Origin of the sequence: Nostoc sp. KVJ20 (genome assembly GCF_001712795.1) — a bacterium.
Lineage (GTDB): Bacteria > Cyanobacteriota > Cyanobacteriia > Cyanobacteriales > Nostocaceae > Nostoc.
Window position 1 is genome coordinate 100865 of the sequence record NZ_KV757603.1, and the last position, 26186, is coordinate 127050.

At 42.0% G+C, this 26186-nt stretch carries 27 protein-coding genes; 11 read left to right on the forward strand and 16 right to left on the reverse strand.

Annotated elements, in window-relative coordinates:
- Positions 1 to 870: 870 nt before the first annotated feature.
- Together A4S05_RS12385 and A4S05_RS12390 are read right to left on the reverse strand one after the other, a co-directional pair.
- Positions 871 to 3597 carry a TIGR03960 family B12-binding radical SAM protein gene (locus A4S05_RS12385; RefSeq protein ID WP_069070120.1) on the reverse strand — a complete coding sequence of 909 codons (2727 nt, stop codon included), beginning with the start codon at positions 3595 to 3597 and terminating at the stop codon, positions 871 to 873.
- Between the two features lie 150 nt (positions 3598 to 3747).
- Complete coding sequence (locus A4S05_RS12390) at positions 3748 to 4077, reverse strand: STAS domain-containing protein (protein WP_069070121.1); 330 nt, start codon at positions 4075 to 4077, stop codon at positions 3748 to 3750.
- A gap of 472 nt (positions 4078 to 4549) precedes the next feature.
- On the opposite strand from A4S05_RS12390, the gene A4S05_RS12395 reads away from it, so the two are divergent.
- On the forward strand, positions 4550 to 4750 hold the full coding sequence (locus A4S05_RS12395) for a hypothetical protein (RefSeq protein WP_069070122.1): 201 nt from the start codon (positions 4550 to 4552) through the stop codon (positions 4748 to 4750).
- A gap of 22 nt (positions 4751 to 4772) precedes the next feature.
- Here A4S05_RS12395 and A4S05_RS12400 read toward each other — a convergent pair whose 3' ends face one another.
- Together A4S05_RS12400 and A4S05_RS12405 are read right to left on the reverse strand one after the other, a co-directional pair.
- A complete protein-coding gene (locus A4S05_RS12400; RefSeq protein ID WP_069070123.1) occupies positions 4773 to 5678 on the reverse strand; it encodes an IS982 family transposase in 906 nt (301 codons plus the stop codon).
- Between the two features lie 376 nt (positions 5679 to 6054).
- Positions 6055 to 6408 carry a hypothetical protein gene (locus A4S05_RS12405; RefSeq protein WP_069070154.1) on the reverse strand — a complete coding sequence of 118 codons (354 nt, stop codon included), beginning with the start codon at positions 6406 to 6408 and terminating at the stop codon, positions 6055 to 6057.
- A 305-nt stretch (positions 6409 to 6713) separates the two neighbouring features.
- Between A4S05_RS12405 and clpS the strand changes: the two genes are divergently transcribed.
- The 3 genes from clpS to A4S05_RS12420 all read left to right on the forward strand — a co-directional run bounded on the left by clpS (position 6714) and on the right by A4S05_RS12420 (position 8809).
- Complete coding sequence (gene clpS, locus A4S05_RS12410; protein WP_069070124.1) at positions 6714 to 6995, forward strand: ATP-dependent Clp protease adapter ClpS; 282 nt, start codon at positions 6714 to 6716, stop codon at positions 6993 to 6995.
- Between the two features lie 66 nt (positions 6996 to 7061).
- A complete protein-coding gene (locus A4S05_RS12415; protein WP_069070125.1) occupies positions 7062 to 7895 on the forward strand; it encodes a CPBP family intramembrane glutamic endopeptidase in 834 nt (277 codons plus the stop codon).
- Entirely contained in the window at positions 7892 to 8809 is a 918-nt protein-coding gene (locus tag A4S05_RS12420; RefSeq protein WP_069070126.1) for a pentapeptide repeat-containing protein, read from the forward strand. Before A4S05_RS12415 ends, A4S05_RS12420 begins: the two co-directional genes overlap by 4 nt.
- A 51-nt stretch (positions 8810 to 8860) precedes the next feature.
- Here the strand turns inward: A4S05_RS12420 and A4S05_RS12425 are convergent, their stop codons facing one another.
- The 4 genes from A4S05_RS12425 to A4S05_RS12440 form a co-directional block, all read right to left on the reverse strand.
- Positions 8861 to 9094, reverse strand: a complete 234-nt coding sequence (locus A4S05_RS12425) for a hypothetical protein (RefSeq protein ID WP_069070127.1) — start codon at positions 9092 to 9094, stop codon at positions 8861 to 8863.
- A gap of 70 nt (positions 9095 to 9164) precedes the next feature.
- A complete protein-coding gene (locus A4S05_RS12430) occupies positions 9165 to 9803 on the reverse strand; it encodes a pentapeptide repeat-containing protein (protein ID WP_069070128.1) in 639 nt (212 codons plus the stop codon).
- Positions 9800 to 11188 (reverse strand): DICT sensory domain-containing protein, encoded by a 1389-nt coding sequence (locus tag A4S05_RS12435; protein WP_069070155.1) that lies wholly within the window; start codon positions 11186 to 11188, stop codon positions 9800 to 9802. Before A4S05_RS12435 ends, A4S05_RS12430 begins: the two co-directional genes overlap by 4 nt.
- Positions 11189 to 11275: 87 nt before the next feature.
- The gene (locus A4S05_RS12440) at positions 11276 to 12868 is read right to left on the reverse strand and encodes a photosystem II high light acclimation radical SAM protein (RefSeq protein WP_069070129.1); all 1593 of its coding nucleotides are present in this window, start codon (positions 12866 to 12868) and stop codon (positions 11276 to 11278) included.
- A 587-nt stretch (positions 12869 to 13455) separates the two neighbouring features.
- Between A4S05_RS12440 and A4S05_RS12445 the strand changes: the two genes are divergently transcribed.
- The 4 genes from A4S05_RS12445 (at position 13456) to A4S05_RS12460 (ending at position 15964) form a co-directional block, all read left to right on the forward strand.
- Positions 13456 to 13851, forward strand: coding sequence for a DUF1830 domain-containing protein (locus A4S05_RS12445; RefSeq protein WP_069070130.1), 396 nt, complete (start codon positions 13456 to 13458; stop codon positions 13849 to 13851).
- A 145-nt stretch (positions 13852 to 13996) separates the two neighbouring features.
- Entirely contained in the window at positions 13997 to 14458 is a 462-nt protein-coding gene (locus A4S05_RS12450; RefSeq protein ID WP_069070131.1) for a DUF4079 domain-containing protein, read from the forward strand.
- A gap of 117 nt (positions 14459 to 14575) precedes the next feature.
- Positions 14576 to 15142 (forward strand): hypothetical protein, encoded by a 567-nt coding sequence (locus tag A4S05_RS12455; protein ID WP_069070132.1) that lies wholly within the window; start codon positions 14576 to 14578, stop codon positions 15140 to 15142.
- A 48-nt stretch (positions 15143 to 15190) separates the two neighbouring features.
- Positions 15191 to 15964: an ABC transporter ATP-binding protein gene (locus A4S05_RS12460; protein WP_069070156.1), complete on the forward strand. Its 774-nt coding sequence runs from the start codon at positions 15191 to 15193 to the stop codon at positions 15962 to 15964.
- Between the two features lie 102 nt (positions 15965 to 16066).
- On the opposite strand, the gene A4S05_RS12465 is transcribed toward A4S05_RS12460, so the two are convergent.
- Positions 16067 to 16840 (reverse strand): response regulator transcription factor, encoded by a 774-nt coding sequence (locus A4S05_RS12465; protein ID WP_069070133.1) that lies wholly within the window; start codon positions 16838 to 16840, stop codon positions 16067 to 16069.
- A 585-nt stretch (positions 16841 to 17425) separates the two neighbouring features.
- On the opposite strand from A4S05_RS12465, the gene A4S05_RS12470 reads away from it, so the two are divergent.
- On the forward strand, positions 17426 to 17674 hold the full coding sequence (locus tag A4S05_RS12470) for a DUF6761 family protein (protein ID WP_069070134.1): 249 nt from the start codon (positions 17426 to 17428) through the stop codon (positions 17672 to 17674).
- Between the two features lie 577 nt (positions 17675 to 18251).
- Here the strand turns inward: A4S05_RS12470 and grxD are convergent.
- From grxD to A4S05_RS12505, 7 genes are all read right to left on the reverse strand, one after another.
- Positions 18252 to 18575 carry a Grx4 family monothiol glutaredoxin gene (gene grxD, locus A4S05_RS12475; protein ID WP_069070135.1) on the reverse strand — a complete coding sequence of 108 codons (324 nt, stop codon included), beginning with the start codon at positions 18573 to 18575 and terminating at the stop codon, positions 18252 to 18254.
- A 91-nt stretch (positions 18576 to 18666) separates the two neighbouring features.
- The gene (locus tag A4S05_RS12480; protein WP_069070136.1) at positions 18667 to 18924 is read right to left on the reverse strand and encodes a BolA family protein; all 258 of its coding nucleotides are present in this window, start codon (positions 18922 to 18924) and stop codon (positions 18667 to 18669) included.
- Positions 18925 to 19144: 220 nt separating this feature from the next.
- Complete coding sequence (locus A4S05_RS12485) at positions 19145 to 19753, reverse strand: hypothetical protein (RefSeq protein WP_069070137.1); 609 nt, start codon at positions 19751 to 19753, stop codon at positions 19145 to 19147.
- 495 nt (positions 19754 to 20248) lie between these two features.
- Complete coding sequence (locus tag A4S05_RS12490; protein ID WP_176726988.1) at positions 20249 to 21004, reverse strand: lysophospholipid acyltransferase family protein; 756 nt, start codon at positions 21002 to 21004, stop codon at positions 20249 to 20251.
- 113 nt (positions 21005 to 21117) lie between these two features.
- Positions 21118 to 21603: a tRNA adenosine(34) deaminase TadA gene (tadA, locus tag A4S05_RS12495; protein ID WP_069070139.1), complete on the reverse strand. Its 486-nt coding sequence runs from the start codon at positions 21601 to 21603 to the stop codon at positions 21118 to 21120.
- A gap of 200 nt (positions 21604 to 21803) precedes the next feature.
- The gene (gene grxC, locus A4S05_RS12500; protein WP_069070140.1) at positions 21804 to 22118 is read right to left on the reverse strand and encodes a glutaredoxin 3; all 315 of its coding nucleotides are present in this window, start codon (positions 22116 to 22118) and stop codon (positions 21804 to 21806) included.
- 48 nt (positions 22119 to 22166) lie between these two features.
- Positions 22167 to 22739, reverse strand: coding sequence for a DUF981 family protein (locus A4S05_RS12505; RefSeq protein ID WP_084227092.1), 573 nt, complete (start codon positions 22737 to 22739; stop codon positions 22167 to 22169).
- 353 nt (positions 22740 to 23092) lie between these two features.
- Here A4S05_RS12505 and glpX point away from each other — a divergent pair, with 353 nt between their 5' ends.
- Positions 23093 to 24130: a class II fructose-bisphosphatase gene (gene glpX, locus A4S05_RS12510; RefSeq protein WP_069070142.1), complete on the forward strand. Its 1038-nt coding sequence runs from the start codon at positions 23093 to 23095 to the stop codon at positions 24128 to 24130.
- A 232-nt stretch (positions 24131 to 24362) separates the two neighbouring features.
- A complete protein-coding gene (locus A4S05_RS12515) occupies positions 24363 to 25649 on the forward strand; it encodes a glutamyl-tRNA reductase (protein WP_069070143.1) in 1287 nt (428 codons plus the stop codon).
- The last annotated feature ends 537 nt before the right edge of the window (positions 25650 to 26186 follow it).

A 26186-nucleotide genomic window follows, 5' to 3' on the forward strand; every position in this document is an offset into this window, starting at 1 on the left:
TTACTTGTAATTCAAAACTCCCTGCGTCTCCGCATCAGTTTTAATTATTAGTATTTTCTCGGTTTGATATTATACTTTTGCTGCCCTCACAACCCTCAAAAGGCGCTACTGATAATAAAAATCGCAAATCTGAGCTTCTAAGTTAAATAGCTATTGGCGCTCTTAAGAGCGTTTCCACGGCTGATTATTCCAGAACGGCTGCATATCGTTTAAGCAATTAAATCAACCGTCCGTGGTTGATTTGTGATGCAATACCTCAATTAAGAGAGTTCTGAGTTGAAAGTTCTAAATCCTGAGTGAGCATTTTAACTCAGGACGCTTCATTTGATAGTAACCTACTGAATTCGTGAAGAAAAAGAAACTATTTCTATTTTCCATTCCCCGGATTTATCTTAGGGTTATACTCAGCAGCGCCAGTTGCTACCCTGCCTTGAGCCGCTCTAGCCTAAGACAAGCCGCGCTTTGCGCGTCTGTGAAAGTCTACAAGTCGGCATAACCGACAGCAGTTGCTTTAACTCTAAAAAGTAATGCACTAGCTCTTAGGCACTACGTGGATTAGACATTCAGCAGTTGTTTCAAAAGCATGAATTTGGAGAAGCTAACCGAGCCTGCTGTTAGTTACTGATTCACAAGGTAGCTATAGAGAGAGTGTGCATTCTTTAATCTGCTTTTTGTTTGTCTGGGATAAAATCCTAGAAGTTGCACTCTAATATCTTTGCTTTCGCCCCCTGAATACCAGGGTAGTGAACCAGCTAATTCAATGCAGCGCCAGAAAATTTCTCTTCAACCCATTCTAACGCAACCTTGCTAAAAATCAATTCATATTAAATGCAATGTTAGGACAACTACTAGCAAGTTGCCCTACAGGGATTATACCCCTAAAATTAGCCGATTGCGGTGGATGTGTAGGAGTTGGAATTCTACATTAGCCACTGTCTCTAGCATAAACAGAATTTGTTCAGGACGCAACAGCAAACCGTCCTGGCGATAGCTACCTAGATAACGGATCACAGATGACATAGATTCTGCTTTGCTATTGGAGGTTTCTACTAATTCCAGTTCAAATAAGCGATCGCGCAGATTTATTAACTGGCTCTTGCCTGACTTAGTTATTTGCTCGTACCAAAGTTCCTCTTTCGCTTTGATTGTATCAATCCAGTTTTGCCATTGTATGGGTGTTGTTTCTGCAAGTGCTGCTACAGTAATCAAATACTCTGCGGACTCTAGCAGTTGGGTAGCGGCACTAGCTTTTAAATCTATCTGCTCCACATTATATATAGGTATGTCTGTGGGCATTTCACGAGCCAACTGTTCTTGGAAAGTATCAATTTCCATTGGCACAGTTAACTCAAAATCTGCAATTTCACCGCTGCTAGTAGCCCCTAAAGCCAAAGCAGTTGCTAGAGAAATCCGCGGCATTGGATGAAATCCACCAGTGAAAGCGATTGGTAAACCTGCTCGTCGCACAACTCGATCAAACAGACGGATTAAATCTAAGTGGCTCATCAAAGCCATGTCACCCTGTTTACCAAACCAAAGCCGCAGTCTTTGCGCCTTAGTTGTGTTGGGGACAAACTCACCAGCGAATTGTGGGATAGCAGGTGATTCAATCACGATGTTATGCCCAAAGTCGATGCCACAGACGCCACAGTGAGAACAACCTTCAAAGGAGCAATCGGGTACAATTGCAGCTTCTAAGGCACGTTGCAAGTCTTCTTGGAGCCACTTTTTGTCAATCCCGGTATCAATATGATCCCAAGGCAGGGGAATATCGAGGGAGTGGGGAGAGACGCGATTAATTGTGTCTGTACTAGGGAGTGAGGAGTTAGGAGTTAAGAATTGGGCATTTTCCGCATCTTTCGATCTCTTCTGCTCTTGGACATGAAATAAATTCCATTCGCCATTCTCTATTTGACGGTATTTCCAATCTAGATCGGCTTGGGCGATCGCAGTCTCCCAAGCACTAAAAGCTTGATCTAAATTTTCATACCAGGAATCCATCCCTGCACCCAATTCCCAGGCACGGCGGACGACTTTGCTCAAATTGCGATCGCCTCGTCCCACAAAATCTTCCATTGCCGAAATGCGGACATCAGTAAAATTTACCTTCACTGCCTTGATTCGGCGGAATTCTTGCCGTAACAAGTTTTGTTTACGCTTAAATTCAGCGGTAGAAACTGAGTGCCACTGGAATGGTGTATGGGGCTTGGGCGTAAAGTTAGAAATTGTCAGGTTAAAGTTTAGGGGTTTTCTACCCTTACCTCGACATTCTCGCTGTAGCCAGCTTACTGTTTCGGCAATGCCCAAAACATCAGCATCCGTCTCACCCGGCAAGCCAATCATAAAATACAACTTTATTTTATCCCAGCCTTGCTCCCAAGCGGTTTTTACTCCCCGCAACAATTCTTCATTCGTCAAACCCTTATTTACGATGTCTCGCATCCGCTGAGTACCAGCTTCTGGAGCAAAAGTTAGTCCACCTTGGCGCGTACCTCCAAGGATGTTGGCAATATTCTCATCAAATCTGTCTACCCGTTGGCTTGGTAGAGTCAGAGAAATGTTTTCATTTTTTAAGCGATTTTTGATTTCCATCCCCACTGCTGGTAGGGACAAATAATCAGAACAACTCAGAGATAGTAGAGAAAACTCATTGTAACCAGTTGCCCGCATTCCCTGTTCAATTGCTTCTACAACCTTATCGGGTTCTACATCCCGTGCTGGTCGAGTCAGCATTCCTGGTTGACAGAAGCGACAGCCACGAGTGCAACCACGTCGAATCTCAATGGTTAAACGGTCATGCACCGTTTCTACATAAGGAACTAAACCAATGGAATATGCTGGTATGGGAGTTGCCACCCTTCGCAGAATTCGCTTCGGCACATCTAGGCGACAAGGATGAACTGAGCCATCCTTTGCCATGTCGTAAAACTGAGGCACATATACGCCTGGTATCTGTGCCAAATCCAGTAACAGATGTTCTCGACTTAATCCTGCTTGTTTGCCTTCTTCCAATACCAAACCAATTTCTGGCAGTAGTTCCTCTCCATCTCCAAGGGCGATAAAGTCGAAAAAGTCAGCGTAAGGTTCAGGATTTGATGTCGCTGTTTGCCCACCAGCGAAAATCAACGGAAATGAGGACTGGGTATCGGTAGATTCCCTACCCCCCTGCCCCTCTGCTCCTCTACTCCCCTGCCTCTCTCTCCACGTCAAGGGAATTCCAGCCAAATTCAACATTTCGAGGATATTAGTTGCACCCAGTTCGTAACTGAGGCTAAAGCCTAAAATGTCAAATTCTGTTAGCGATCGCTTTGACTCTACCGCAAACAATGGCGTATTAGTTTCGCGTAGTTTGTCTGCCAGGTCTTTTCCTGGGAGGTAGGCGCGATCGCACAATTGACGTGGTTGGGCATTCAAAATGTTATAAAGGATGATGTGCCCTAAATTAGATGCACCGACTTCATACACTTCTGGGTATGTTAAAACCCAATGTATTGCTGTCGTATCCCAAGGTTTATGTACTGCTAACAGCTCGTTACCCAAGTAACGAGCTGGTTTTGAAATACCCGACGTTATTAATCTTTCAACTGCAACAACCACTGTGCTATCTTCTAGCTACCTTAATTACAGCTACTCAATCCCAACCTTAGCATTGAATTAGGTCTTCTAACAGAGTTTATCGTTGCAACTTACAACTCCTTTACATAAACTCCACTTAAATTTCCCGAACCTTTGTGATTTTACATAAATTTATATTTGGGCCAACTCGGCTTCACCGTCTAATATTTCAAATACCCTATCGAGTTGCGTCAGTTCAAAAATAATTCTAATTGTTGGAGCAACAGCGCAAAGCTGGCAACTCCGTCCTAAAGTAAGAGCCAGCTTGTGTGTAGATAACAATGCCATCAACCCCGCACTGTCTAAGGATTCTACTGCTGCTAGGTCTACTACCAAGATGGAAATACCATTTTGTGCCAACGCTGTGGTCATATCTCGTTCAAATTCCAAGGCGTTTGCAGCATTCAAACACCCTTGGGGGCGAATAACTGCAATCTTGGGATAGTTAAGCACTGCTTGCATAGTTACATCCTGTTGAGAATTGTCGAAGCGTCAAGCTAAAGATTATTTGAACATAAACTCTATTTTGTTGCATCGACCATACGTCTTAGCTCTCTTTGCTGAATCTTTATTGGTTTAGTATGTCTGTTTAAAGATTGTTATAATTCCAGGTTAAAATGTGTTTATATATACTTTTTTTTTATCTCAGTTCAAAAACAATCAACTATAGACAGCCATAGAGCAGACAAATTATCAGTAACTATGCTGAGAAACCTTGCCTAGTCTATAACTAGAGCTAATTTAGCCAAGTCTTAACGGTAGGTTAAATCTCCCACTTTAGCGTTGCTAATGGTATACCGGAAAGTCATAGCGAATTATCTATCTAACTAATTAAATTGTGATATATATCACTAGCAAGTTAGTATTTGGATCACTCTTTATACTGAGACTGATCTGGGATGATTAGTATCATATTACAGTTGGGTTATTACTTATGAGAACTCAGTACGCTATTCGTAAATTGGTAGAAAAAGCTCTTGACATTAAAAAACTAACTCCTGAGATAGAAAATGAAATAAACTCAGAACTGACGGAACTTGGTTACATTTCTGATGTTGATTACGAAGCCTTAGAATTATTAATGGCAGAGATGGATGCTGGACGAGTCCAGTTGGTTCCTAGCCTGGGATTTTAAAATAATTTACGCCTAATGTGAATTAAATAGGTTGAGACTGAAAAGTGAGAACATTGATGCCAAAACGGCGACGAAGCAATAGACGTAGAGTGTGAGAAGCAATTTTGGCAGCAATATGAACACAGAAGCCATCAACAGTCTTGTTGAGTAAGCGTTCCGGATTACGACCAGTATTTTGAATTTCGTGAAAAACACCTTCGACGCGCTGGCGAACACGGCTAATAAAACGGTTCAAAGTATGAGAATGTTGAAGATGCTGGTTTTCGCGCTTGAGTGTCCAGATGCGATTCCCCGTGCGTCGAGTGATCATAGCCTGCCAGTCAGCAGAAATAAAACCCTTATCCGCGTAAATATCACTATACTGAACCATCTCTAAAATACCTTCAGCCGCAACTCTTTCATCAGTATTAGCAGGAACTACGTCATAAGCAATAGGAATTCCATTCCACGTTGACAGCATCACTAGCTTGTAGCCAAAATAGCTCATAACTCTTGCAGCACACCGACCGGGGGCAGCATTGCCAGCGAAGTCACTATATCGCTTGTCACGCTTGAGTCCCAATACAGGTAACGGTTTAGTGTCGAGGAGGAAATATTTTTCACCTTCCCCAACCAATTGCTCCACCCAACTACGGCGTAAGTTTTCTAACATCCCATCCAATTGCCGTAACCGCCGATTAAATTGGCTTTGGTCAAGTAAATTCGGAAACCACTCTCTGTAATTTCCCCTGATGAAACCGAGAAACTGCGTTTCTTCCGGAAACGGCACATAATCCATGACTAGTGCTAGTGTCATAATTTCGCTATCACTCATTCTGGCTTTCACACCTGGCTTTCCCACTGTTGTGTTTTTTACTTGCTTTTGATACCAATCATCTACGAGTACAAATATTGTTGTAATTAACGTTCCCAGGTCTATGCTATTCATGGGGGAAGTCTGATTTGATAAGTGTGGTAACTTTCATCTTCTTACTTCTCCCGCCTTTTTTCCTAATTCACATTAGGCGTAATTTGTAATTCGTAATTCGTCGTCATGATGCTCTCTCTCTAAGAGAAGCTCTCGATAGCTTGCTTCTCTGTAAGGATAAGTAGACTCGCTACCGTTACGCTAACGTAATTAAGTTTTGTAATGGGGATTGAAAAAGAGCCATGAAACTTGTTTATGACGAGAGATTCTTGACTTAAAAACTTTTCTATGAGGCTAATTATTTAAATATTTAAGGTGGCGTAAACTTTGATAATGAACCTCTACATCGTGCATTCATAGTAAATCGCCAGTCATTGCTAAGTAAAAAACTCAGCACTTAGCACTCAGAACTATCTTGGTATGCTTGCCAAAGTTGGTGAATAAACTGATTGAGTTGCTGTTTGGCTACTGAGTCAGGTTCAGTTTTTGGTTCTTTTGCTAAAAGTTGGCTCAAGAAGGTAATCACTTCTGTATCTAAAGCTGGTCGAAATAAATTGGCAGGCCAAAGCAAGTCAGATGCATCTCGCAAATCGGTAATTAGCGGCGATTCTTGAGTCCACGTGACCATTAATAAAGGACGCACCCAGCACAGCTGGCGGGAAACTACAAATTGAATAACTTCTGCATACAGATTTCTGTCGCCATACTTTAAAGACACAATTTGTCCCGGTTGAAGAAAATCTAGGCTCATGTCTATCATTATGCAGTTTGGGCAGGGGCAAGGATTATTTTGCAACTTCCTTAATCTTAAAAGTGAAAATGCGCTACGTTAAGGAAAGCTTCTGTAAAATTAGGGTAGCACTCTTATGGCAGCCATGTCTTAGACATCTGTCTCACAAGTGGCTACGCAAAACTAATACAACCAATCCCTGGCAGCAAAGAGTTTTCCTAGCATAGTATCTGAGCAGAAATACTATAGAATAGGTAAACGACTGTTAAGCGATCGCAAAACAGAGACTTTGTTGTAGTGAAGTAACGAGAAAAGAGCAAAGAGCCGTGTCAGTTGAAACCATTCAAAAGCCTTCTACAACCCGCAAGCTCGCGCCTCGGTATCGCGTTTTGCTCCATAACGACGACTACAACTCGATGGAGCATGTTGTGCAGTCACTAATCGCTACTGTACCAAGCCTTACCCAACCCCAAGCTGTTAGCATCATGATGGAAGCCCATACTAACGGGCTAGCTTTAGTCATTACTTGCGCCCTGGAACACGCTGAGTTTTATTGCGAAACATTGAAAAGTCACGGTTTAAGTAGCACGATTGAACCTGATGAATAGTCATTGGTCATTGGTCATTGGTCATTAGTAGAAATATAGAGTATTGACTGGTGACTTAACATTGGTATGAAAAAAAACCTTGTCCATTTAGCTGAACGCCCTGCCCCTATTAGGCTGGGTGCTTTTATTTTGACTTTACTGTTGCTATGGTTGCCATTTGCTACACCAATATACTTACTAGTGCATGATTCAAACTTAGAAAGTATATTGACTTTGGTATTGTTATATGCAATATTTATTTTTCTCCTGAGACTATGGGGTAAATATGTCTACCAGCAGCCCCAAATTCTGAGGCATTATGGCTTAGAATTCACGCGGCAAAACGGTGTGGATTTACTGCGTGGCTTGGCTCTGGGGATAATTAATATTCTGATACTTTTTGGGGTACAAAGTTTGTTGGGTTGGTTGGTGTGGCAACAACCGAAAGTTTTTTTGCTGAAAGTTGTTTTTGAGGGTTTACTTGTTGCTTTGGGCATCGGATTTGCTGAGGAATTGTTATTCCGAGGCTGGTTGTTAGATGAGTTACAACGAGATTACAGTCTGCGTGTGGCACTGTGGACAGATGCAACTTCGTTTGCTACATTGCACTTTATTAAACCCTTAGAGGCAATTATTCATACACTGCCGCAATTTCCAGCTTTAGTACTGCTGGGATTAACGCAAGTATGGGGAAAGCGTTGGCGGAGAGGACGCTTGGGTTTTCCAATTGGTTTGCATGGTGGTTTAGTTTGGGGTTACTACATTATTAATGTAGGTAAATTAGTGAAATATTCTGGTCAAGTTCCTGATTGGGTAACTGGTGTGAATAATAATCCCCTACAAGGAGTGATGGGGGTGTTGTTAATGAGTGTACTAGCTTTGTGGATACGGGGGCGAACTGAGCGATCGCGTCATATATGAAAATAAAAATATTAATTCTATCAGCTTTATTACTTACTTTTCTTTCTGGTTGTAAAAATTGTGAGGCTAAAAAAACTTCAAATTCCGCCCATATGAAGCAGTTGCTAACAACTAAAAAATGCCCCAAGTGTGATTTAGGTGGTGCTGATTTAACAAATACTGATTTAGCTGGAGCAGATTTAAGAGAAGCTGAACTGACAGATGCTAAATTAGATGGTGCAAATTTACAAGGATCTGATCTACGCCAAGCAGAGATGCGATGGACTGATAAATCTGAAGATGATCGTGGAGAATCTGGATTCTCAGAAATCGGTGATATTGATTTTAGTTGTAATGCTGATTATAAAGTTTCTTTAGAGAAAGTTAACTTACAATCAGCTAATCTTTCTGATACTAATCTCTCTGGCTTATTTATTTCTGATAGTAATCTCCGTGCTGCAAATTTAAGTGGTGCTAACTTAAAAAGTGCCTACCTTACAGGTTTAGATTTAACGGGAGCAAATCTAAATCAAGCTAATTTATCTTACGCGAGCCTCGGCAATGCTAACCTTCAGTCGGCAAACTTACAAAATGCTGATTTAAGCCACAGCGAATTAATTGTCAATGTCAACTTAAGAAATGTAGATTTAACTGGTGCTAGATTAAATGTCGCAAAATTGGATGGAAATGATTTAAGAGGTGCAAACCTCCGTGATGTTGACTTTACTCAAAGTAGCGTAGATAGAACAGACTTTCGTCATACTAAAAATCTGACAACCGAGCAGATTAAATTGGCACAAAAATGGGAACAAGCAGTATACGACGAAGAATTTCGCGCCAAATTAGGGCTACCTGCTTGCAAAACTAGGTTAGGTAAATATTTGGGAGATCCTTTTATTTTTAGTAAAATCAAGAAAGGATGTTTTCAAAATTAATCAGTTGCCTTGTTCCCAGGAGTACATATTTGTCAGCTACAGCACACAGCATCAAATATCCTCCCGTGGAAAATTAGCCCATTCTTCACTACGGGCTACATCAATTTCCTGTGTGGAAGGTGCGTTTCCTAAATCAGCACAGAGTCCCCATAAGGATTGTCGGGGAAAGTTAGAGAGTTTATCTGTTAACTCGCGTTCTATATCAGGAGCAATTTGCTGGATCAAACGTATCTTGTCCACAGTTGAAAGCTGCTTTGCTAGTCTGATAATTTCTTTTAGGCTCACAAACTTTCACCTGCTTCATCTGCGAAAATTTTAACAATAGCCAAGTATACTGGGCTTTTTGGTGCAATCTTTACGCAAGCGTCTCAACCACTGTCCCCACCACACATGCTTTATTCAAATTAACGCCGCTTAAATTTGCACCTTCTAACTCTGCACAGAGTAAATTCGCTCCCGTCAAATTCGCCCCCGCCAAATTCGCCCCCCGCAAGTCAGCTTCTTCCAGGTTTGCTTCACTCAATAAAGCCCCTTGCAAATCGGCGCGACTCAAGTCTGCACCTTTGAGATTTGCCCCTGTTAGGTTTGCACCGCGCAAGTCAGCACCGCGCAAGTCTACGCCTTGCAAGTTCACATTCATCAAATTGGCGCCACTCAAGAAAGCACCCACCAATGACACATCACTAAGTCTTGCTCCCATCAAGTTAGCGCCGCGCAAATTACTACCCCGCAAGTCAGCGCCCGTTAAATCTGCTTGCATCAGGTTTGCTCCCATCAGATTCGCCCGCAAGTCAGTTGCTTGGAGGTTGGCTCCCATCAAATTCGCCCCTTCCAAATGTCCACCTTCGAGCTTAGAACCAGCAAAATTAGCACCTACAAGGGTAGCGCCAGCAAGATTAATCCGGCTTAAATCCAGTCGGGAGAGTTCCTCGTCTTCTAAATTTGCGCCTGGAAGTTGTTTGAGTTTTCCTAATCTAATGGTTTCAATATTCATGTAAAGTAACTACTAATCTCTTCACTGATCTTGCTGTGGCTATCCCATTGGGAATCAAGTATCCAGATGCCGGCGCTGAATTTGGGTGTCATCAAGGGTAAGTCGAGTCCTTGTTGTAAACCCATAACTAATAAAGCTAGGGTATCTACAAGTTTAGGGTCAAAGCGCGTAGATTCTTGCTGTTTGCACTCATCTAAAGCTTGAGTAAATATCTGTTCCCGGCTTTGATTTGACGATTTTCGCTGATTGACTCGCCACTGAAAGTCTGCCAATAATGCCAAAATTCTCGACTCTAGGGGAATTTCATCTCCAGCTAAACCTGCTGGTTCCCCTGTGCCATTCCACCACTCGCTTTGGTGAGTAATAATTTGGGCAACTGCTCGTAATCTTGGCATAGTTCGCAATACTTGCGCCCCTGGTATTAAAGGACAACTGGGGGCATCTTCTTGATAGCGTGTTGGTATATTACCAGAAGTCAGGACACTTTCGGCATTTTGTAATGGATCTATGCGATGTAACAAAGCCGCTAGCCGCAATCTCTTAATCTGCCATGCGGGAAGATCCAAAAGCTGGGCGATCGCTTCAGCAAGTACTACTACTTCCGCAGCTGCCATTGGATTGTTGACATCTGCCATATCCATCAGTTGCGCCATTCGCAAAAAGGCTTGGATTTCGTTAGAAACCAAGTTGCGATCCAGCGTTTGTTTCTGAAGCGCTGTAGGGATAGATAAATTCTCTTGCCCAGTCTGGAGGTAATCTACTACACGAGAGACAACTGCACCTAAATTTTGGGATCTATCCATTGACGGTACAATTTGCTGCTTATCGCTTGTGAGTTTTTCCGCCAATTCTGGGTTGTATTTTTTGATGTGAGCGATCGCAATTTCTGCTGTCTCTTGTACTAACTCTGGCTCAAATGTCCACAAGCCATAAAATTTACGCTCTAAATCTGATGTCGGTACTCCAGCGCTGCCATAATCAGCTTCAGATAATTCTTGACAAATTACCATTGCTGTGTATTTAGACGATAAAATAATTAAGTGCCACTCTTGCGCCACCGGATCGCCTGCATCTAATCCTACCAAGTCTACATTGGGTAGCTGGCTGGTAGGATGTTCAGCAAAGCCAGATTCCGCAGCTGCCATAATCGCAATTTCGCGGCTGTACTGGGCGATGTCTGCATATCGATCAGCTTCTTGTAGATACCATTTACCTTGTTGAAAAGCTGTAATGACTAAGGGTGTACCGTCATCGGTTAAGATATGGTCTTCTAAAGCGTGGCACAGGGCAACTAAGGTATTTTTGTAGTAAACACCGAATCGAATTGGCCTGGTGGTATGACGATGGGCTGCTTCAAGCTGTTGTAGGATTGAACCTTCTAACATGGGATTTGGTAAAAATAACCGCAGAGGCACTGAGGAAGATAGAGGGAGAAATTCAGAATTCTGAATTTCCCCACATTTTAGTGTTTTCTAGGATACACCCGCTAACTGTTTTTCTTTCGTCTCTAATGGTGCTGTCAGTGCTGCTTCTAAGTCAGCACAACCCAGTTTTTCTTCTAAGATTTTCATGACTTCGCGTCCGAAGTCGTTGGGGTTTTGTTGCCAAGCTTGCAAGCAGACTTCGCCGAAGAATGAACCAAGGGGTTCGGGATTCCAGAGAAGTTTTTTGGCTGTCCACGGCATCAAACTCATTGGATCGTATCCTGGTTTGAGGATGCCTTCTTTGAAAGCGTATTCTTCTAAATGGGTATGGGGTTGTAGTCCAATAAAGAAAATGGCGGGTTCGACTTTATCAGCACCAAAAATCCGTTCTAGTTCGCGGTGGTAAGCGATGGTTTGACGGATGGTTTCGGGACGTTCGTCAATCACGTTAAAGGAGTAATTTACGGAAACTACGTCGTTGAAACCAGCAGCTTTTAAGTCACGGCAGTTTTGCAAGACGGTTCGCAAGTTATACCCCATCCGCATTTTCCGCACGAGTTCTTGAGAACCACTGGTAATCCCGATTTCAAAGTAGTTCATCCCGGTTTTCGCCATCAAGTCACACAACTCTGGTGTCAAATTGTCGGCTCTGATATATGCTGCCCAGTGGATATCTGTCATACCAGAATCGACGATTTTTTGCAATAGTTCTACAGCATCGGGGATAAATTTTTTCGCGGGGATGAATTGGGCATCGGTAAACCAGAAATTGCGAATGCCGCGATCGTATAATTGGCGCATCTCAGCAACTACTTCATCTGCTGGGTTAATGCGTACTTGTTTGCCTTCGACGACGGTGTAGACGCAATAACAACAGTTGTGAGGACAACCACGCTTCGTTTGTACACCTATATAAAAGTCTTGTTCTTGCAGGTAAAAGTTAAATTCCGGCCAGATGCTTTCGATATAGTCGTAGTTACAAGCTGTTTTTTCTATTGGGGTGGGTTGTTCGTGAATTAGCCGTTTTCGTGGTTGAGTTTCTCCGGCAACGTAACAGCGTTCATCTCGAAAATCTCTGCCACTTAAAAGTTTTTCCAGCAGAGTTTCGCCTTCACCCACAGAAATAATTGTTCCTTGGGGTAAGCTTTTACCCAATTGTTCGTAAAATACACTGACTGCACCGCCACCGACAACTACACGAGCATCAGAATTATATTTTTGGGCACGCTTTAAACCGCGTTTGATTAAGCCCTGATTTTGCCACAACTCTACATAGTAAGCGATGAAGATTCGCAAACCGCCCAATCCCCCACGTAGTTTCAGTAGAGGATTCTTGGCGTAGTAAAATTCAAAGGCGTTTTGCAGTGGGTTGCCACCACGTCCACCAACTGGGGCATAAATTTGAATATCCCGCCAAGAGAATACTAGTAGTGTCGGTTTAAATTCATCAATACAGCGATCCAGAGCCGAACTGTAATCTAAAGGTGGCACTGTTCCTAAATCAAAGATGCGCTGTTCAATATTAGGAAACTGCTTGTGGACATGATCGCTCAGGTAGACAACCCCAATAGGAAAGATGGGGTTACAAGGAAGGCGAACGTAAAGAATTCGATTTTCCATCATCTGTGTTTTAACTTCCATCTTGCCAATCTGTGGAGAAAGCGAGAGAAACATCTAGTCTTACAGTGTGTGCTTGTTTTATTTGGTTTTATTTATCACAATCGTGCTTGACATTTCAGCCGATTGTTGGTATTAGAAACCTGCTGTTAGCAACTGCGGAAAACGCTAAAATTGCTGTGCATAAAACATACATAGAATCTATAGAGAGGTTTATGAAGACATTTTTCATATAGCTTTACCATAACATCGAGTTTATTCATTAAGTGATGATCCCAGGCGATTAATTCTGAGATAGATGAAACAGCAAAACTCACTTCCTCGCTATGATAAAAGGAAGGGGATCGTTGTTATGTCAATTCCCTAACAATCTGCTTTCAGAGAATTGAAGCTTTTATACCAGGATAAAATATTAAAAACTTTTATTTATAGTGTATAATTCCGAAAAAGGTGTGAATAATTACAAAATTTTCATAACTAAAAATATATCTTTAGACAGAAATAATCTACAAATACTCAGTTGGTATTCGCAGTTACAACAACTGGGGATCAGTGGATGCTAGGCTTGGCTAGTGTAATGTAAAATTGTGGCGTAAAGCTCCTCAGCAGTTATGGCTCAAATATTAGATCCTCTACCACCTGAGCAATCAGGAAAAATTCTCTGCTGCTACATTAATGCCACGAGCAAAATACAGGTAGCTCGCATCTGCAATATTCCCAACTGGTACTTTGAAAGGGTTGTTTTCCCTGGACAACGTTTAGTTTTTGAAGCTCCGCGAAAAGGTCAAGTGGAGATTCATACAGGGATGATGGCAAGTGCAATTTTATCCGATAAGATTCCGTGCGATCGCCTGATGCTCGAAGAACCCAGTACTTATGAGTTTGATACAGACTCATCAGATGGAAAAGACCCTATTAATACCAAATTAATGGTGCAGCAAATTAATACAAAAATCGGAGATACTACAAAACCCTTGCAAATCCTTGGTTTAGCATCGGTTGATTAAAAAAAACAATTTTATCTAAATTTAAGGGTTGCTAATTCAGCAGCCCTTTTTGTTTATATATTTATTGGTCATTTGTCATTTGTCATTTGTCATTAATTATCCTCCTCTGCTCTCCTGCCCCCCACTCTCATTTACAATCAATCTTATGAATCTGCCTTCATTTCTTTGGTTGTGGAAAATAGCCGCCTGGTCTATGGGGTTGTCCCTGCTGGCATATCTGATGTTAGCAGTCACCGGCGTTTGGATGTTTCGGGCGAGAACTTCGCAGCAATTTCCTTTTATCACGCCATTTATGGGCGGTAATAAAGGGGTGCGATCGCTCCACTATGCAATGGGCATCAGCATGGTAAGTTTAGTGCTACTGTTGCTAGCGATCGGCATTGTTGGCACTTGGGGGCACTTTGGTTCACTAGGACACTCGTCACACTTAGTTGCTGGGTTAATAGTCGTAGCATTAGTTTTACTATCTGCTTTTAGCGCCACACAAATTAGTGTCAGACGACCTTGGGCTAGACCCTTACACATCGGCGTAAATATTATTCTATTTATAGGATTTGCCTGGGTATCCCTTACTGGTTGGATTGTAGTACAAAAGTATTTACCCTAAAAAATTACGAATTACGAATTACGAATTACGAATTATTAAAGTGGCATACCTTATTTGCAACACTCCAGCTAAAACATAGACCTACCCTACAATGAAGAAAAACATTGTAATTGAGCCGTGACAGCAAACTCAGCCAATATCTCAGCTTCTATTTTTCGTCTGTCTCCTTTGATTCGGATAACGTTGCTGAGTCTATACATAGCACTCACAGTCCCATTACCTTTTTTATCGCAGGTAACAGCCGCACCCGTACCTCCAGAATTATTGTGGATAGGAATTGGCATCGGTTTAGTTGCCTTGTACGCAGTATTAACTGAACAAGTAATGGTAGATGACGAGGGAATTCAGGTTACTTACCCCGCTTGGGTGCCGAGGTTTTTTCGTAAAGGCTGGTATTTACCTTGGTCACAAGTCAAAGAGATAAAACCCCGCAGCACTGGACAAGGAGGGCTAGTTTATTACTTCCTCAGCCAGGATGGGAAAGCTTATTTATTACCGATGCGTGTAGCTGGATTTGCCCGTTTGGTGCAAATTGTCCAAGCAAAAACGAGCATTGACACCACAGATGTTCGCCCTTTAGCGCAGCCGTGGATGTACCTGATTTTACTGGGATGCACACTGCTGCTACTATTAGTCGATGGTTGGGCGATCGCTACAGCATTAACTACTGCACAATTAACTTAAAATTGGGTATGGGTATTGTTTTCTCCCCACTCCCCACTCCCCACTCCCTTGAACACAGCAAAAGCCACACTCAGGCTAGAGCAAGTTAATCTGTTTACAAAGCTGAAAACCCAACTTCCTGGCAATCAGCAGGGATACGCCATATTGCAGGATATTTCCTTTGAGGCATCCCAAGGCGATCGCATTGTAATTGTAGGCCCAGTAGGCGCTGGAAAAACTTCGTTATTACGCCTTATCAACCGCCTAATTGAACCCACAAGTGGTAAACTCTATCTCGAAAATCAAGAATATCGCCAAATTCCTGTCATCCAGCTACGCCAAATAGTGACACTTGTATTGCAAGAATCTAAACTGTTGGGGATGACAGTTGGGCAATCCTTGGCTTATCCTTTAGTTTTGCGTGGTTTGCCCAAACAGACAATTCAGCAACGAGTCAATTACTGGACAGACCAACTGCACATTCCCAATGAATGGTTAGGGCGAACAGAGGTGCAACTTTCTGCGGGACAACGACAACTAGTAGCGATCGCTCGTGCTTTAGTCATCCAGCCTAAAATATTATTATTAGACGAGCCAACCTTTGCCCTAGATGCTGGTACGGCTACTTATCTAATGCAAATCTTAACCCAGTTGAGTCAAACTCATCAAACCACAATTCTGATGGTAAATCACCAACTGGAACTAGCCCAGATGTTTTGCAATCGGTTATTACACCTGCAACAAGGTCATTTATTCGCAAATCAAACAGCCTCAGAGATAGACTGGATTGAATTACGAAAAAGCCTGATTCAAGCAACAGAGCAAGACGATTTTGGATTTTAAATTTTGGATGAGTCAATTGTCATTGGGCATGGGGCATTGGGTATTGGGCATTGGACATAAGTTATTTTCCTCATCTCCCTCATATCCCACTCCCCATTTCCATCACACTTGACTACTACTAAGTGTTGAACGTTGATTACTAAATCTTTCTCTAGCTAACTTTGTTGTTTGTGACTGTGAAATATTAGTATTCAAAATTTCCATGTTAAAACGGTATCCAACATTGCGGATAGTTTGAATCAAATTGGGTTGCCGGGGATCAAGTTCAACCTTTTTCCGCAGCGACAAAACGTGAGTATCAATGGTACGAGGGTTATCGATAGCATCAGGCCAAGCACGACGCAGCAATTCCGACCTACTCAGAGGTACTCCCCCAGCTTGTGCCAAAACGTACAGCAAACTGAATTCCTGGGGCGTTAAGTCAATGAACTCCCCTTGGAAACGGACACGACGCTGAACTAAATCGATTTGCAAAGTGCCATAATCCAAGTAAGCTGGTGCAGTAGGTGTGCGCTTCCGCCGAATCAGTGCCTCTACCCGTGCCAAAAACTCTTGCATCCCAAAAGGTTTGCTCAAGTAATCATCTGCACCCGCCTTTAAACCTGCAACGATATCAGCTTCACTATTACGGGCAGATAGCATTAAGATTAGAGGCTGTTGCTGACGATGCAACCAACGACAAAACTCAATGCCATCACCATCAGGCAGGTCTGCATCTAAGACTACCAGTGTTGGTTGATGGCTTAAAAATACTTCCCTTGCTTGATAAATGCTGGCAGCTTGATGCACACGGTATTCCAGTTGTTGCAAGTGCCAACCCAACAACGACCTCAGATGGGGATTCCCCTCAATGATTTCTATACAAACCGAACCCACGGCGGCAAGACCCCTTAGCGTCTGATGACTTTCAAAGTAACAAGCCCATCTCTAAGGTTTTGTAGCCTTTGTTACTTCAATTACTATTAGCTTTACATTTCCTCATAAAAAGAGTGGCAATATCTTTAATTTATGCCTTGCTAAAAGGCGATTAGAAATATTGTTAAATTTTTATTAAATTTATCGAAAGTTTTGTTAGACTTATCAAAAGTTCTTTTAGCTTAATATTCTGTTTTTAGATAGGTGTAATGTGGAAAATATTTATAATGCAACCAGCTAACCATTACTACAACAGCTTTTTAACCTGATGAAAGTAGATTTTTTCCACAAAAATCTAGCGTCCCCTATCCAGGAATATAACACCAATAGAATTGGGCTGTTGATCATGAAAATCACAAAAATAACTTAGCTAGTCACTAGAATCGATGTTTTCTGGAATAGGATTAAAGTAGCTTGTAGCTGCTAGGAGGGTACTGATCAAACGTAGATGTGTTGACTTTGAGTTGATGCCAAAGTGAAATTACACTTCACATTTGAGCGCGAATCATTTACAATTCTCATTCCAAAGAGATTAATACAGCAGTTATGCTCCAAGACACACAAACCATCCGCTATTACCAAAGACTCACCGACGCCTTCGCCGAGTTATGGAATCGCGGTTATCGCACGGATGATATGCGGATGTATTTGGATGGATATCTAGCCGCATTGCGACATAGCAACGTCATTGAACCATATCTGATTCATCGCCTAGAAGAGGAAGCCAGCCGCTACTTGTACGATGGGTCAAATTTTGCAGTGCCGCAACCACAGCCACAACCCGATTACTACTAAGTACCATTTACTTGGTTATTGATAGTAACCGTTAATTACCGCAGATAATTATAGCATATTATCTGTATTGTTCAACGGGTTGCTGTGGTGTGAAATTTGGAGAAATTATTGTATTGATAAAACGCATCCCCTCAGCCCTATATTGGTCTTGCCAATGCGACTGAGGGGATTGTTGACCTAAGTAAGTGGGCGTAAATAATTAAAGGTTTGTAGTGGGGACTTTAGTCCTCATAAAAAAATATCCAATTATTTATTGTGAGGTGGGGATCTCGTCATTGATGTCAACTTAAGCCGAAACCCATTTAAAACCTCGTTTCTAGCTTCTAGCTGTAATTGTGGGCTGTAGCCTCATTAGGTATTCCTAGTCTTTGACTGGGAACAAGATAATTTCTAGAATCTTGTTCTAAACGGGCTTTCTGGTTATTTCGGTCAAGTTTTTTGATCAGAAACCTATTAAAAAACCTTGAAAGGGGAGGTATATATATTTCCCCTTTCAAGGACATTAAAAACGATACATTGCCTTGATTGCAAAGCACAGATTTAACAACAAACCAAAGGGTATGTTGTTAACCAGAGATTACGAGGCTAGAGCTACTTCTACCTTTTGTTGCAATTCACCTTTCTGGTACAGTTCAATCAAGATGTCAGAACCACCAACGAATTCACCATTGATATACACTTGGGGAATTGTCGGCCAGTTAGAGTATTCTTTAATTCCTTGACGGATTTCAGAGTCTGATAGAACATCAACCGTCTCAAAGGGAACTCCCAAGGTATTGAGAATCTGCACAACGTTGTTGGAGAAACCACATTGGGGCATTAACTTGTTTCCCTTCATGAAAACTAAAATCTTGTTCTGTTGTAGCAAGTTATCAATTTTGTCTTTGAGTTCTGGTGTCATGGTACTTGTGTTTCCTATGTTGCATTAGTAGAGTGAGGAGTGAAGAGTGAGGAGTTAAAAATTCATAACTCCTAACTTCTAACTCATAACTTTAGGAACTTGCTGTTGCTTGCCAAGCTTCGGGAGTGTATGTTTTTACCGCCAAGGCATGAATTGCTTCAGTTGACATAGCTTGACCCAACGCACCATAAACTAACTGGTGCTGTTGCACTAGTCCCTTACCTGCAAAGTGCGATGAAACTACTGTCACCTGATAGTGGTCACCGCCACCAGTCAAGTCTTGCACCTGAACCTGGGCGTCTGGCAGTTCCGCCTTGATCATTGCCTCAACCTGCTGCGGACTAATCATCGCAATTCCTGAAAAAACTTACTTTTCTATTATTAACAGATATGGAGCAAATGCCTGTGCCAACTTTAGGTTTTGGCAAGGCTGTAGATAAACACGCCTCTGAGGTGTATTTTTGAGAACGCTCAGTTTTTGGCTACGGTAGATAGCTCTATCCTAGCACTGGGGGATTCCCAGGCGACTAGTTGGGGAGATAAGGAAAAACAGGCAACGCCAATTTAATTTATTTTTTTGGGGATGAGGAAGATGAAGTACCACCTTCTCTGGGATAGGGAGAATCAACAAAACCCAATTCAAACAACTGTTTATAGGCTTTCTTGCCTAAATCCCGCGTCGGATTTTGACTCTTAATTATTTGAACTAACAACGGTACAGCTAATTCTGGCTGATTTTGGGCGCGATGTACCAATGCTAACTGAAAGGTAGCTTCATCTCGCTTTTGGGCTGTTAATAGAGCTTTTTGACGCTGAGAATCAGAAACTCTGTTGTCAATTCCCGAAAAGCTAGAATTTAACTCTTGATAAAAATTAGATAGCTGATTATAAACTTGACGTGCTTCTTGCAGTTTCTTGGCAGCTAAGGGGTAGTTTTGAGCAGAAACGGCTTGTTCTGCATCTTTTACTAAGCGATCGCCACCTTCAATGCTCAAAAGGCTGTTACTTTGGGTTATGGGGCGGAGGTTATTGGGATCGTTGGGGTCAATGGGTTGTGGTTGGCTGGTAGTGCCTGGTGACTGTGATACCTGAGCATTCACAGGTGATAGCAGGCTAAGGACTGCTATGACTGATAAAACAGTACGGTGCATCAAGGTAACAGCGGCAGCAGTGTTCATGGGATCAATTAGTGCGACAACTATATAAACAAGTTATGGAAACTTCGGGTATCTTAACTCTGTTTTGGTCTTGGACAAAGCAAAGTTACATCCTAAGTATCTCTGATTTAGGACTGAAAATCGGTTTAATAGAGTTCCCATTACCCCTGTATAGTAACTAACTTAAATAGTTGTGATTAGCGATACCCACAGTGGACTGAGTTAACGCGTTAATTCTCTATATATCATCAATCAATTCAATAGTTTGCAGACAACTCTTAGCTATTTACTCAAAAAAATGCCAATTTGGCTGAATATCGCGTAGATAGAGAGTAATCTATATATGTATACATCCTCAAGGGTTACAAAATATCACTAATCTTTTGTTACTTATTTAGGATGGGTATAGCAGTTAGCAATTAGTGTCAAATCTTGAAAACGTGCAGTTTCTTAATCATGCACGGTTAATGGTCAATGCTTAAGAGCCAGTCTTGGAACTCTTGATGTTTAACTAGATCAAGAATTAGTAATTTCTGCAAATGCGTGATTAGTAACTTTTGTTTCTTGATGGCTTAATTGTTGCAGTGCCTTTGCTAAATCAGATGTGATGCTTTTGGCATCTTGTTTTATACAGCCACTCATGTAATCCGTCACTCTGATTGGGGAGCCAATGTCAATATTTACATCTGTACCCCAATTTGGATAAGGTTGGCTGTAATTAATGCCTATGGGTATAATTTTCACTCCCAACCCGGAATAACTAGATTCAGCACTCAAAGCAAGACGAGCAATTCCCGGCTTTAACTGGTGAACTTGGCCATCGCGAAAAATATTACCTTCTGGAAAGATTACCAGGGTTTTGTGCTGCTGAAGTAACTCTACTCCATGTCGCAGTGTGCGAATTGACGGATGCTTAGAATTCACAGGAAACCCCCCCAAGCGTCGGACAAACCAGCCTTGCAAACCTTGGCATTCGTCAATAGTCACCATAAACCGCAAGTCTTGCTTTCTCAGACAAGCAGTAGCGTAGGGTACAAGCAACGCATCCCAACGCGCCCGATGGGTAGGCGCAAGGATCACAGGCCCGGTTGTGGGGATATTTTTTTGTCCGGTTATTCTAATTTGTCCAAAGAATAATGGTAATAGACAGTGACGCCCTAATAAATATGCCAGGGGACTTAACCAAGGAGAAACCCTTGAGGTAGTACGATCTACCTGAGGATTTCCTGGTGGGTGCTGGCAGGTATCGGATGAAGAGTAAAATTCCATCATGACGGATGCAGCTGATTGACGGGTAAAAATTTAACGAAAAGCCTGATTAGTTACACCGTAGATTCTCTTGCGTGACTTGTGTCGTACTAGATGGACAGTTTTACCTCTGTCCGTTAGTTTACCCTACGCCGCTTAGTGGCAAACCAAGTCTGTAATTGCTGACGACAAGCTGACTCTAGAATGCCTCCGATTACTTGGAGACGGTGATTAGAAGCAGTACTGTCGGGTATGTTAATAACTGTACGAATTGCGCCAGTTTTTGTATCGTCTACTCCATATACAACTAATCCTAGACGCGCTTGGACGATCGCACCTGCACACATCGGGCAAGGTTCAAGAGTTACGTAGAGTGTGCATTCATTAAGATGCCAATTTTGTAAAGTTGTTGCAGCTCTCTTGAGAGCGAGAATTTCCGCATGAGCGGTGGGGTCTTTGTCGCGTTCTTTTCTGTTTTCTCCTTGTGCCAGCAATTTGCCTGTTGGATCAATGATAACAGCACCTACAGGGACTTCACCTGCATCACCTGCTGTTTTTGCTAATTCTAGGGCACAACTCATCCATTGTTGATGTATAAGATATTCTGTGTATTTAGTTAGCATATTCTTATCAATTTGATATTTTTTGCCCTACAGTTTACTGGCACTTTATCAAGCTAGTAATGAAAAGTTTGTAGTAAGCACTTTAGTGCTTAGAAAATAAGGACTAAAGTCCTTACTACGAACTTGCTTACCGAGAAATTTAGAATCCAAAATTGCCCAACATAGCATCGCCAAGAAAATTGTTGGGGTTGATTTGATTTCTAAATAGCGGCTTGGGCTAAAAGGGGATCGAGTTGACTTTGTGTGTCTAGCTGATAGAGATCATCGCAGCCGCCAATGTGCTGGTTATTGATAAAAATTTGTGGTACTGTACGGCGTCCGTTAGCGCGTTCTGCCATTTTAGCTCTGGCTGCTTCGTCGCCGTCGATTTTATATTCAGTAAAATTTACACCTTTCCACCACAGCAGCATTTTGGCACGAATGCAGTAAGGACAAGTTTGCCACGTGTAAAGTTCGACGTTGGCTTTAACTCGCTCTGGATGGCGATTTAAGAGGGGATTAAGAAAGTCCAGCATATTTTTATTAAGCAAGGTTTTAACTATGTCTCTAGCCTAGATCATTGCTTATCGCATCGGCGCTGGAACCCACTTTTGGAAGCTCTCTAAATGATTCCAGTAAGCTAAATAGCCAGTCAATGCCCAAATTAAAGCGGCAACTATCAGCACTGCTACGCCAATTAGTCGCCAAGTTCGGTTGGTTTTCCAATAGAGGGTTGGCGCAGCGAAAATACCACCTAAGCCAGTTAAAATAAAGCCCATTCCTGACAAAAGCGGTTGCTTTGTCAAATTCAAGTTGATGATACGGATACCCACTACGATCGCAACTACGCCAGCAAAAAAACCATAAACTGCTATTGTCAATAAATCCCAATTTTGAGCAAGAGAAACCGCAGCCGCCACAAACAAGATTCCAAAAAGAACACTTGTTTCACCGAATGCAATGTTAAAACTACCGATAACAGGCCAGGTAAAACTCATGTGTAAACCAGTTGTGAGTGCGATCGCGCCTGTAATCCCAAAACCGGGAATCCACTGCCTCTGATTAGAACTATTTATACCCCGATAAACATAGTCAGCCAGTAGAAATAACCCAGCTACCATATTGATCAACATGAGTGTGATGTAGTCTATAAACACGATTAACCTCTTAATTTGACAAGATATTTACTTTGTGTATCGTTTTTCAGTTTTTAGTGAATCTACTAGCTTTCTTGTTTGTTATTTTATACCTAAAGATAGACCTGAATAAAAGCAACATTATGGATATACACTGCTAAATATTTGTACCAGTTCTTAACTTAGTAACTTTTAAACAGGTTTTATACTGGAGTTGTAGGAGTGAAAAATTAGGATGTCTTAACTGGCACTTTTCTAACGAGTTAGCAGTAAAACTTAACTTTCTTCCACGTGTATCCGCCCTTTGGTAGACTTGAAAACTGAAATAGGCAGATAAAACGACGCAAATTCAAGCAGCTGAGAGGGCAAACTCTGTGGAAAATACACTTGGTTTAGAGATTATTGAAGTAGTAGAGCAAGCCGCGATCGCATCTGCAAAGTGGATGGGCAAAGGCGAAAAAAACATCGCTGACCAGGTAGCTGTGGAAGCTATGCGGGAGCGGATGAATAAAATCCACATGCGCGGTCGCATTGTGATTGGGGAAGGCGAACGTGACGACGCGCCTATGCTATACATCGGGGAAGAAGTTGGTATCTGTACCCAACCAAATGCCGAAAGTGTCTGTAACCCTGATGAATTAATTGAAATTGATATCGCTGTTGACCCCTGTGAAGGTACCAACTTGGTAGCTTATGGACAACCTGGTTCGATGGCTGTCTTGGCAATTTCTGAAAAGGGTGGATTATTTGCTGCTCCTGACTTTTACATGAAGAAGTTAGCAGCACCCCCCGCAGCTAAGGGCAAGGTAGACATCAACAAGTCAGCAACAGAAAACCTCAAGATTCTTTCTGAGTGTCTAGATCGGAGTATTGAAGAACTTGTGGTTGTAGTCATGAAGCGCGAACGCCACAACGATTTAATTAAGGAAATCCGTGAGGCTGGAGCGAGAGTCGCCCTAATTTCAGACGGTGATGTGGGTGCAGCTATAAGTTGTGGTTTTGCTGGAACCAATATCCACGCTCTGATGGGTATTGGTGCGGCTCCTGAAGGCGTAATCTCAGCAGCAGCAATGCGTGCTTTGGGTGGACACTTCCAAGGTCAACTGATCTACGATCCAGCTGTAGTCAAAACAGGTCTGATTGGAGAAAGCAGAGAAGCCAACATCGATCGCTTAAAGTCTATGAATATCAATGACCCCGATAAGGTCTATGATGCTCATGAACTGGCATCTGGTGAAACTATTCTGTTCGCGGCTAGCGGCATTACCAGTGGTAATCTCATGCAAGGTGTACGTTTCTTCAAAGACGGGGCAAGAACTCAAAGCTTGGTAATTTCTAACCAGTCTAAAACTGCTCGATTTGTTGATACAATTCACTTGTTTGGTGAACCAAAAGTTCTCCAACTGAACTAATTTTTAGGGAATGGGGAATGGTAAAAGTAAGGGTAAAGCATTTGGAAAGAAATGTTTCTATAAAACGGAAAAATCATCACCGAAATGCTTTACCTTTACAGTAGTTAGTAGTTAGTAGTTAGTGATTAATGGTTGGTTAGAAAACTATCAACCAATAAACAAAAATTCCCCATTCCCTATTCTTACTTAATGCCAGATTGCCAACTACCAACTAGTAACTACAATTTAGCAAATGAATATAGCAGTGGTGGGGTTAAGCCATAAAACAGCCCCAGTAGAAGTCCGGGAAAAACTGAGCATTCCAGAACCACAAATTGAAAGTGCGATCGCTCAACTGGCCAGCTATCCCCATATTGACGAAGTTGCAATTCTTAGCACTTGTAACCGCCTGGAAATTTACATTGTCACCAGTGAAGCAGACCAAGGTATCCGGGAAGTAACGCAGTTTCTTGCAGAATACAGTAAATTACCCGTGCTTTCTCTGCGACAACATTTATTTATGTTGCTACATGATGATGCAGTAATGCACGTTATGCGGGTAGCTGGTGGTTTAGATAGTCTGGTACTTGGAGAAGGTCAAATTCTGGCTCAGGTGAAGACTACTCACAAACTGGGACAGCAATATAGTGGTATAAAAACCATTTTGAATCGATTATTTAAACAAGCGTTAACAGCTGGTAAGCGGGTTCGTACTGAAACTAGTATTGGTACTGGTGCTGTCTCTATCAGTTCGGCTGCTGTGGAGTTAGCACAAATTAAAGTAGCAAATTTAGCTGCTTGCAGAGTAGTAATTCTGGGTGCTGGTAAAATGTCGCGGCTGCTGGTGCAACACCTAATTTCTAAAGGTGCTGTGGAAATTAGTATTGTAAATCGCTCTCGCGATCGCGCCCTAGAATTAACAAAGCAATTCCCTCAGCAACCGATCAATATTCATCCGCTATCGGAAATGATGAGCGTAATTGCCGATAGTGATTTGGTGTTTACAAGTACTTCTGCTACAGAGCCAATACTTGACCGTGCCAAATTGGAAATGGTTTTAGAAGTTCAGCGCTCTTTAATGTTATTTGATATTTCTGTGCCGCGTAATGTTCATGCGGATGTGAATGAACTAGAAAATGTGCAAGCGTTTAATGTCGATGATTTGAAGGCAGTAGTAGCGCAAAACTACGAAAGCCGTCGCAAGATTGCACAAGAAGCAGAGCGACTTTTAGAGGAAGAAGTGGAAGCCTTTGATATTTGGTGGCGCAGTTTAGAAACTGTTACCACTATTAGCTGTCTGCGAAATAAGGTCGAAACCATCCGTGAACAAGAGTTAGAAAAAGCTTTGTCGAGATTGGGTTCGGAATTCGCGGAAAAACATCAAGAGGTGATTGAAGCATTAACACGGGGAATTGTCAATAAAATTTTACATGACCCGATGGTGCAATTGCGATCGCAGCAAGATGTTGAAGCTAGACGGCGCTGTATGCAAACTCTGCAAATGCTGTTCAACCTCGATGCAGAGGAACAATTTAGTTAAACTGAACAAAAAAATCCCCGATTTCTATGAGAAGTTGGGGATCTGAGCTTTTCAATTAGATATAGGAATCCGCTTTGATTTCTGAACGAATTTGCGTAGACAGGCAATAGGCAATAGGCAATAGGCAACAGGCAACAGGAAAGAAGGCTTCTTAGTTGTACTGAGTTTTTTCAGAAATCAAATATGAGTCCTATATAGTTCTAATTAGATAGATATCTAATTAGAAGTTAATTGCTCAAGTCTACTGAAGTAGACTAAAAATTTTCGCGCTCTTTAGTCCTCTTCAGAGGACTTTAGCTATGAGACAGGGATTTACAATCCCTGGCGGACTGGCGGACGTGCGATTTCGCGTTAAGTTGACACCAGTGGCAAGATGTCCACCCCACAATATTGGATAATTTATTTCTTGGAGTTCCCTTGGGCTTGGTTCTAGAAAACTGGTAGGGCTAGAAAACTATGAGTTTTAAAATGCGATATTTTTCTACACTTCAACTCAAAACTCCTGACTCGATTGCTCAAAACTTAGAAGATATCAGC